4 protein-coding genes are annotated in these 9244 nt (G+C 55.5%); all 4 read left to right on the forward strand.

The window, feature by feature from the left end; genetic code table 11:
- The first annotated feature begins 4 nt into the window (after positions 1-4).
- Positions 5-1471: an SPOR domain-containing protein gene (locus BLV48_RS13095; protein WP_091827239.1), complete on the forward strand. Its 1467-nt coding sequence runs from the start codon at positions 5-7 to the stop codon at positions 1469-1471.
- Positions 1472-1703: 232 nt separating this feature from the next.
- Complete coding sequence (gene gltB / locus BLV48_RS13100; protein WP_091827240.1) at positions 1704-6158, forward strand: glutamate synthase large subunit; 4455 nt, start codon at positions 1704-1706, stop codon at positions 6156-6158.
- 61 nt (positions 6159-6219) lie between these two features.
- Positions 6220-7653 (forward strand): FAD-dependent oxidoreductase, encoded by a 1434-nt coding sequence (locus tag BLV48_RS13105; protein WP_091827241.1) that lies wholly within the window; start codon positions 6220-6222, stop codon positions 7651-7653.
- Between the two features lie 160 nt (positions 7654-7813).
- Positions 7814-9244: retention module-containing protein (locus BLV48_RS13110; protein ID WP_139253922.1), on the forward strand; the 1431-nt coding region annotated here is incomplete at its 3' end.

A 9244-nucleotide genomic window follows, 5' to 3' on the forward strand; every position in this document is an offset into this window, starting at 1 on the left:
CGTCATGAGTATCCCGACCCATTACTACGAACCGGAATCTCGCCTGCAGCAGAGGGATAAGCTGCAACACTTGGTGCGCTTCTCCGATTTTGTCATGTTAATCATTGGTGAAAACGGTGTTGGTAAATCGGCCTTGCTTGAACAGCTTGTGCCTGATGATAACAGGACTTTGGGGCGTGCCGTCAGGCTACAGCTTGATGAAACAACTGATGTGACCAGTCTGCTGCAACAGTTGACGGGTGCTCTCGACTTTGAATCTGCAGCTGATAATCGACAGCGCCTGAAACAGATGCATGTGTTGGCGCGTCAACTGCGTGAAGATGGTTTGGCGTTGATCTTGTTGATAGACGATGCCGATTTTCTGACCAATAACGCACTTGAGCTGCTGGTGAACTTTGCTACCTTTGAAAAAGGGGTTCCGCCGCGAGTACTGCTGACCGGTACTACAGAGTTTGAAGAGCGCTTTCGGGGGCTCGGGTTGGCTGAACAGCTGGAAAGCCACCTGCATGTGGAAAGGCTTGAACCGTTCACCCCGGATGAGTCGGCCGATTTTGTCGAGTCCCTGTTACCTGACGGCATTGATCTGGGGAAGCGACAGTTTGCAGCGCTGATTGAGCGCTCGCAGGGATACCCGGGGCGGTTGCGTGAGCAGGTAATTGAGCTGCTGCGTAGCGGTCGTTTGAAATCTCCAGGCAGCAACCGGCTGCCTCTGCCGCCCAAGCATATCAGTGCGGCCATTCTGGTGCTTCTACTGGTGTTTGGTGTCGCTGTCTGGCAGTACCTTCCTGATGAGGATAGTACTCCAGTGGTGGCGGAGAGAATTACGCTTCCCCTGCCTGTAAGGCCGGAGCCTCAGCCGCGACTTGAGAATGCTCAGGAGTACCCGTCACCCGCTGCGCCAGATCGAGCATCAGAAAACACTGAATCAGTTACAGCAGTTGGCCCTGAAAGCCAAGTTGCGGCAATCGATGCAGAACAAGGTGGAGCTGATGTAAGTGTTGTCTCGGATGGATCGACTGTATCCGAGCCCCCGGCTCTGACGGAGCCCAGACCAGAGCCCAAGCCAGATCCAAAACCGGAACCCAAGCCAGAGCCAAAACCAGAGCCAAAACCAGAGCCAAAACCAGAGCCAAAACCACAAATCGTGGCTGAAACAGGTGGTGTGGCCAAGCAGTGGTTGAGAGAAGAGGAGTTGCTCGGTTGGCCGGAGCAGGGCTATACACTTCAAGTCATGGGTGCACGTGCTGAAACCAGTGTCAGAGACTTTATTCAGGCACAGGAACAGCCGCAGCGGTTCTATTATTTCCAGACGGTTTTCAAGGGTGCTCCCTGGCATGTAGTTGTATATGGTCAGTATGCTGACCGAGCGGCGGCAACCAACGCGGTGGCCAGCTTGCCGGAATCCCTGCGTAAACTCCGTCCCTGGGCGCGCTCGATTGCTGGGGTGAAAGCGGACATCCGCAAAAAATAATTCTGCAACAGGGTTGTATCCCTGTCCGGATTATAAGTGCACTAATCCGGTGCGTATAATGCAACTATTTTTGCTTTATTGCACCATCATGGTGCAATATTGACAACAATTCTCTTGAGTCCGGCCTCTTCCATAGGTAGAATTGCTTCCCCTTTTTGCCCACAATTTGATCAGCGGGAGAAAGGAAGTTAGATAACTTCTTGATTTAAAAGAGTTTTAGCGAGGTCGGCGTATGAATAAAGGTCTTTATCGCCACGGGGAGTTCAAGGATAACTGTGGTTTCGGCCTAATGGCCCATATGCAGGGTCAGGCCAGCCATGATCTGTTGGACAAGGCGATCCAGGCACTGGCGTGCATGACACACCGCGGAGGTATTGCTGCTGATGGCAAAACCGGCGATGGTTGTGGACTGCTGATGCAGAAACCAGATGGTTTTCTGCGAACCGTTGCTGCCGAAGAGCTGGGCGTCGAGCTGGGCGAACACTATGCAGTGGGGATGGTCTTTCTGTCTCCCGAGGCGCAGCAGGCGTCTGTAGCCCGCGAGCAACTTGGCTCAGCGCTGCAGGCCGAAGGGTTGCAAGTGTTGAGCTGGAGACAAGTCCCCACCAATGACAGCTGTCTTGGTCCTATCGCTAAAGATACACTTCCCCAGATCGAACAAGTTTTTATTCATCCCAACGGCAAAAGCCCGCGCGAGTTTGCAATCAGTCTTTTTACTGCTCGTCGCAAGGCTGAAATCGCACTTTCCGATGATCCCGATTTTTACATCTGCAGCTTGTCTGACAAGGTGCTTTCCTATAAAGGACTGATGATGCCGGTCGACCTGCCGGTGTTTTATCAGGACTTGAACGACCCACGCCTCGAAACGGCTATCTGTACCTATCACCAGCGTTTCTCAACCAACACCGCACCACGCTGGCCGCTGGCGCAACCGTTCCGGTTCCTGGCTCACAATGGTGAAATCAATACCATTGATGGCAACCGTAATTGGGCTCGTGCACGCCGTACCAAGTTCTCGACCGGGATGCTGCCGAACATCGAAGAGCTGCAGCCGATCGTCAATACCACTGGTTCCGACTCGTCCAGCATGGACAATATGCTGGAGTTTCTGTTGGTGGGTGGTATGGATCTGTACCGAGCCGTGCGCATGATCGTTCCGCCTGCCTGGCAGAATGTTGAAACCATGGACTCTGACCTACGTGCCTTCTATGACTTCCACTCCATGCACATGGAGCCGTGGGATGGTCCGGCTGGTATGGTCATGACTGATGGCCGCTATGCGGTGTGTATGCTCGATCGTAACGGCCTGCGTCCGTCACGCTGGGTTATGACACGCGATGGTTACATCTGTACGGCATCTGAAATCGGTGTTTTCGATTACAAGCCGGAAGATATTGTGGCTCAGGGCCGTGTCGGACCCGGTCAGATCTTGTCGATCGATACCCAGACAGGTGAAGTGCTGCATACGAAGGACGTTGACAACAAACTCAAGTCTGCGCAGCCCTACAAACAGTGGCTGAAGGAAAATGCCATTCGCCTGGAGCAGACCATGAGCTTCCAGGAAGAGTCGCAGTCGTTCCGCGAAATGTCGCCGGAAGAAACCAAGCAGCACATGAAAATGTATCAGGTCACCTTTGAAGAGCGTGACCAGATCCTGCGCCCACTGGGTGAGACCGGAATGGAAGCGGTTGGCTCCATGGGTGATGATAAGCCCATGGCCGTGCTGTCCAGCCGTATTCGTTCGCCTTATGACTACTTCCGTCAGCAATTTGCTCAGGTAACCAACCCGCCGATTGACCCTCTGCGTGAGGCGATCGTGATGTCGCTGGAGACATGTATAGGTGCTGAGCAGAACGTGTTCGAAGAAACACCCGAACATGCGCGTCGCCTGATTTTGACGACCCCGGTGTTGTCGGCGAGCAAGTTCCAGTTCATGCGCAAGTGCAAGCTGGATGGATTCGACTCGCTTGACCTGGATCTGCAGTATGATCCCGAGATCGGGCTTGAGCAGGCGTTGCGTGACCTGTGCGCCAAGGCCGAGGATGCCGCTCGCAACGGTGTCACACTGCTGGTACTGACTGATGCCTACCTGCAGCGCGGCCGGCTTCCGATTCATGCCGCTATGGCAACCGGTGCAGTGCATCACCACCTGGTCGAAAAAGGCTTGCGTTGCGAAACCAACCTTATTGTTGAGACCGGTACCGCACGTGACCCGCATCACTTTGCTGTACTGTTCGGTTTCGGTGCGACGGCGGTATATCCGTACCTGGCGTACCGCGTGCTGAACGATCTTTGTCGCACCGGTGAGCTGCCGCTGGAGCCGCTGCAGGCACATGAAAACTACCGCAAGGGTATTAACAAGGGTCTGTTGAAGATCCTGTCCAAGATGGGTATCTCCACCATCGCTTCTTACCGCGGCGCTCAGTTGTTTGAGGCGGTAGGCCTGTCCAGCGAAGTGGTCGACCTCTGTTTCCGGGGTGTGTGCAGTCGAATTGAAGGTGCTCGCTTCACGCACTTCCAGCAGGAGCAGGCGCTGTTGGCGCAGGAAGCCTGGAGTGCGCGTAAGCCGATTCAGCAGGGTGGTCTGCTCAAGTATGTCCATGGTGCCGAGTACCACGCCTACAACCCGGATGTGGTCAAAACCATCCATGAAGCGGTTACCACCGGTGACAAACATGCTTATGCACGTTACGCAGAATTGGTAAACCAACGTGGTGTTGCGACCCTGCGTGACCTGTTGGGCCTGAAGAAAGACCTGAAGCCCATCCCGCTGGATCAGGTCGAGCCAATCGAAAACATTTTCCCGCGCTTTGACAGTGCTGCCATGTCTCTGGGCGCACTGTCGCCGGAAGCGCATGAAGCGCTGGCGGTGGCGATGAACGAGCTGGGCGGTCGCTCCAACTCCGGCGAAGGCGGTGAAGACCCCGCTCGTCATGGCACCAACAAGCGCTCCAAAATCAAGCAGGTCGCATCCGGCCGTTTCGGTGTTACGCCGGAATATCTGATGAGCGCCGACGTGATGCAGATCAAGGTGGCCCAGGGTGCCAAGCCGGGTGAAGGTGGACAGCTGCCGGGCGGCAAGGTGAATGCCTTGATCGCGCGCCTGCGCTACTCCGTACCGGGCGTGACACTGATTTCTCCGCCTCCGCACCATGATATTTACTCGATCGAGGATCTGGCACAGCTGATCTTCGATCTGAAGCAGATCAATCCTGAGGGACTGGTCTCCGTCAAACTGGTCTCCCGTCCGGGTGTTGGTACCATCGCCTGCGGTGTGGCCAAGGCCTATGCAGACCTGATTACCATCTCCGGCTACGATGGCGGTACGGCGGCATCCCCGCTGACCTCCATTCATTACGCGGGATCACCCTGGGAGCTTGGCCTGGCCGATGCACAACAGGCACTGCGTGCCAACCACCTGCGTGGCAAGATCCGCTTGCAAACAGATGGTGGCCTTAAAACCGGCCTGGATGTGATCAAGGCCGCTATTCTGGGTGCGGAGAGCTTCGGTTTCGGTACCATGCCGATGGTCGCGCTGGGCTGTAAATATCTGCGTATCTGTCATTTGAACAACTGTGCGACTGGTGTCGCCACCCAGCGCAAGGATCTGCGGGACGAGCATTTCCGTGGCACCGTCGAGATGGTCAAAAACTTCTTCCGTTTTGTGGCGGAAGAGACTCGTCAGCTGATGGCTCAGGTTGGTGTGCGCAGCTTTGATGAATTGATCGGCCGTGTCGATCTGCTGGAAATTCTGCCGGGCGTGACCGACAAGCAGAACCATCTGGATCTGGGGCCCATCATCGGTACAGCCGGTGTGCCGGTCGAGTATCCACACACCTGTCAGCAGGCACGTAACGAGCCCTATGATCCGGGCAGCCTGAACACGCATATGCTGGAGTTGGCGCAGCAGGCGATTGAGAGTAAATCTGGCGGTGAGTGGACACTTCAGATCACCAACTGTGATCGCTCGGTAGGTGCGCGTACCTCCGGCCAGATTGCTCGTCATCACAGCAATCTGGGCATGGAAGACAAACCAGTCGTGTTCCGCTTCCGTGGTCATGCCGGCCAGTCTTTCGGCGTCTGGAATGCCGGTGGCCAGCATCTGTTGCTGGAAGGCGATGCCAACGACTACGTCGGCAAAGGTATGGCCGGTGGCAAGGTGGTAGTGCGTCCGTTTGCTGAAGCTACGTTCAAGTCCCAGGATACCGCCATTCTTGGCAACACCTGTCTGTATGGTGCAACAGGCGGCAAGCTGTTCGCGGCGGGCCGTGCCGGTGAGCGTTTCGGTGTGCGCAACTCCGGTTGTCATGCCGTAATTGAAGGTGCCGGTGATCACTGCTGTGAGTACATGACCGGGGGGATGGTGACGGTGCTGGGCGAGACCGGCTACAACTTCGGTGCCGGCATGACTGGCGGCTTCGCGTATGTACTGGATCGTGACAATACCTTTGTTGATAAGTACAACCACGAGCTGGTGGATATCCACCGGATTGCGACCGAGCAGATGGAGTCCTACAAGAACCACCTGCGGTCGGTAATTGAGGAGTTCACGGCTGAAACCGGCAGTGCTTGGGGTCAGGAGATTCTGGATAACTTCTATGACTATTGCGGCAAGTTCTGGCTGGTCAAGCCCAAGGCTGCAAGTCTGAATGATCTCCTGAACACAGTGCGTGTGCGTCCCGAGTAAGCACAGAGAAAGACTAACTGCGGTACCTGCCCCAGCGGCGGGTATCGGACGAGGTGGTAAAATGACTGACCGTCTGAAGAACGATTTTCAGTTTATTGACGTTGGCCGTCAGGGGCCGGAAAAAGTGCCGGCCGGTATTCGCAAACAGCAGTTTGCCGAGATTTATGAACCGTTCCAGCCCAGGGATGCCTCTTCCCAGGCGCACCGCTGCCTGGAGTGTGGCAACCCCTATTGTGAATGGAAGTGCCCGGTGCACAACTTTATCCCCAACTGGCTGAAGCTGGTGACCGAGGGGAACATCATGGAAGCGGTAGAGTTGAGTCATCAGACCAACTCGCTGCCGGAAGTGTGTGGCCGTGTATGTCCGCAGGACCGCCTGTGTGAAGGTGCCTGTACGCTGAATGACGGCTTTGGTGCCGTCACAATCGGCTCGGTAGAAAAATACATCACCGATACTGCCTTCGCCATGGGCTGGAAGCCTGACATGTCCAATGTCGAGTGGACCGACAAGAAGGTTGCCGTGATCGGTGCAGGCCCTGCCGGTATTGGCTGTGCCGACGTTCTGGTCCGTAACGGCGTTAAGCCGGTCGTGTTTGACCGCTACCCCGAGATTGGTGGCCTGCTGACCTTTGGTATTCCAGAGTTCAAGCTGGAAAAAAGTGTCATGAGCCGTCGCCGCCAGATCTTTGCAGAGATGGGTGTCGAGTTCCGCCTCAACACCGAGGTAGGGAAGGACGTGACCATGCAGCAGCTGATGGATGAGTACGACGCTGTTTTCATGGGTATGGGCACCTACACCTACATGAAAGGCGGTTTCCCCGGTGAGGATCTGGACGGTGTGCATGACGCGCTGCCGTTCCTGATCTCCAATGTGAATCACTGCCTTGGCTATGAGCAGGACCCGTCTGAATACATCAGTGTCAAGGGTCAGAAAGTGGTTGTGCTGGGTGGTGGTGATACCGCCATGGACTGTAACCGTACCTCTATCCGCCAGGGGGCCGAATCGGTCATCTGCGCCTACCGTCGTGACGAAGAGAACATGCCGGGCTCCAAGCGCGAAGTGGAAAATGCCCGCGAAGAGGGCGTCAAGTTCCTGTTCAACCGTCAGCCGGTTGAGGTCGTGGGCGAAAACGGCAAGGTTGTAGGCGTTAAAGTTGTGGCAACCCAGATGGGTGAGCCTGACGAAAACGGTCGTCGCCGCGCTGAAGTGGTACCGGGCTCTGAAGAAGTCCTGCCTGCTGATGCTGTGCTGGTTGCCTTCGGTTTCCGTCCGAGCCCGGCGCCCTGGTTTGCGGACTTCAGTATCGATCTGCACGAAGACGGTCGTATCAAAACAGTGGCTCAGCCGCAGGAAGTGGGTCGCTTCGCATTCCAGACCAGCAATGCCAAGGTGTTCGCCGGTGGTGACATGGTGCGAGGTTCTGACCTGGTCGTGACCGCGATTGATGAAGGCCGCAAGGCCGCCGAAGGTATTCTGGACTTCTTGGAGGTCTGATTATCTGACCTGCCACCCGTTGTTGGGTGGTGAGAGCATAAAAAAACCGGATGCTGTGATGGCATCCGGTTTTTTGCTTTTGTACCACAGGACAATAGAGAACTGTCGAACACAGACCTAGAGTAGGGTAATCGAAACTGGGTTTTAGTGGGGTATTGTCATGAGTACGGTGATAGGCAGTGTCAACGCCTTGGCAGGCAAGGTTGTAGCGGTTGATGCAAACGGCAATGAGCGGCTGTTAGCGCTTGGTGACGCGATTCTGGAAGGCGACCTGATCAGGCCTGCTCCGGATGCGCGGATTGAAATTGCTATCGACGGCATGGGTGACCCGATCGTGCTGGAAGGTAGCCAGAATTGGTTGGCTACAGCAGATACCTTCAGCCCGTCCCAAAACTATCCAGTTGACGAGTCAATTGCATCTGTTGATGCTATTCAGGCTGCCATTTTGGCTGGCCAGGACCCGACAGAAGTGCTTGAGCCTACGGCTGCTGGTGCGCCGGCTGCGGGTGGAACTGACGGTAATGAAGGGGCTGATTTTGTACAGCTGAGCAGGACTGCAGGTGAAACGACACCTGAAGCCGGGTACGAAACAATCGGGTTGAACTCTGATGTTTTGGAGCCTACAGAAGAGCCAGGCATTCTGCTTGCCGATGATGAGCCTCTTCCAGAGCCGGAACCAGAGCCTGAGCCGGAACCAGAGCCGGAGCCGGAACCAGAGCCTGAGCCGGAACCAGAGCCCGAGCCGGAACCAGAGCCAGAGCCTGAGCCGGAGCCGGAGCCGGAGCCTGAGCCTGAGCCTGAGCCTGAGCCTACAGTTGTTGAGTTGAGACTGTTCGCTGTTGTTGATGGTGAGTATGTAGCAGCGAATACAATTTATGAGCCAGGATACATTGGGGGACTTCCTATTGATCAGTTGCCGGGAGAGGGTAATGGCGACTCTGTGCAGCCTTCTTTTGAATTCCCAACAACGGGTCAGTATGTAGTACTCGCGTTTGACAGTAACGGAAACCAGTTAGCTATACAGCCTGGCGGCCAAGTCACAGTTAATATTGGCAATGTAGGCGATACTGCCTCGGCAGGGGATGATTACTCACCGTTTGGTGGGCAATCTGTGACAGTAGGTCAAGTGTTTGAGATTGATGCGCTGGATGATGCACTTGCTGACAACAATGAGACATTCAGTCTGATTTTGGGGGGCGATTGGACAAACCCCCAGGGCTATGACCTTGTTAACTACAGCTCTGATCAAGTAGTTACCACCATTGTCGACGAGACCGCTAACGACGATCCGCAGGACCCACCGACATACGAAGACAACGACGTTGCATACACCTTCCAGCTGTTTGGTCTGGATGCTGCAGGCAACTACGTATCCGCTAACAGCATCAATGAAGAAGGCGAGACCAGCGCGCAGTACATTGTGCTGGCGGTGGATGGCAGCGGCACCCCACTGGCTGATGGCGATCAGCCGAGCGGTACCGTAGAAGTCAGCTTCACCAACAACGGCACTACCACGGATGACGACTACACCGTGGCCGGCACCACCGTCACAGTGGGTACCGCGTTCAGCAGCACAGCCGTGGATGATGTG

The sequence above is a fragment of the Marinobacterium iners DSM 11526 genome (genome assembly GCF_900107855.1).
GTDB classification, from domain to species: Bacteria; Pseudomonadota; Gammaproteobacteria; order Pseudomonadales; family Balneatricaceae; genus Marinobacterium; species Marinobacterium iners.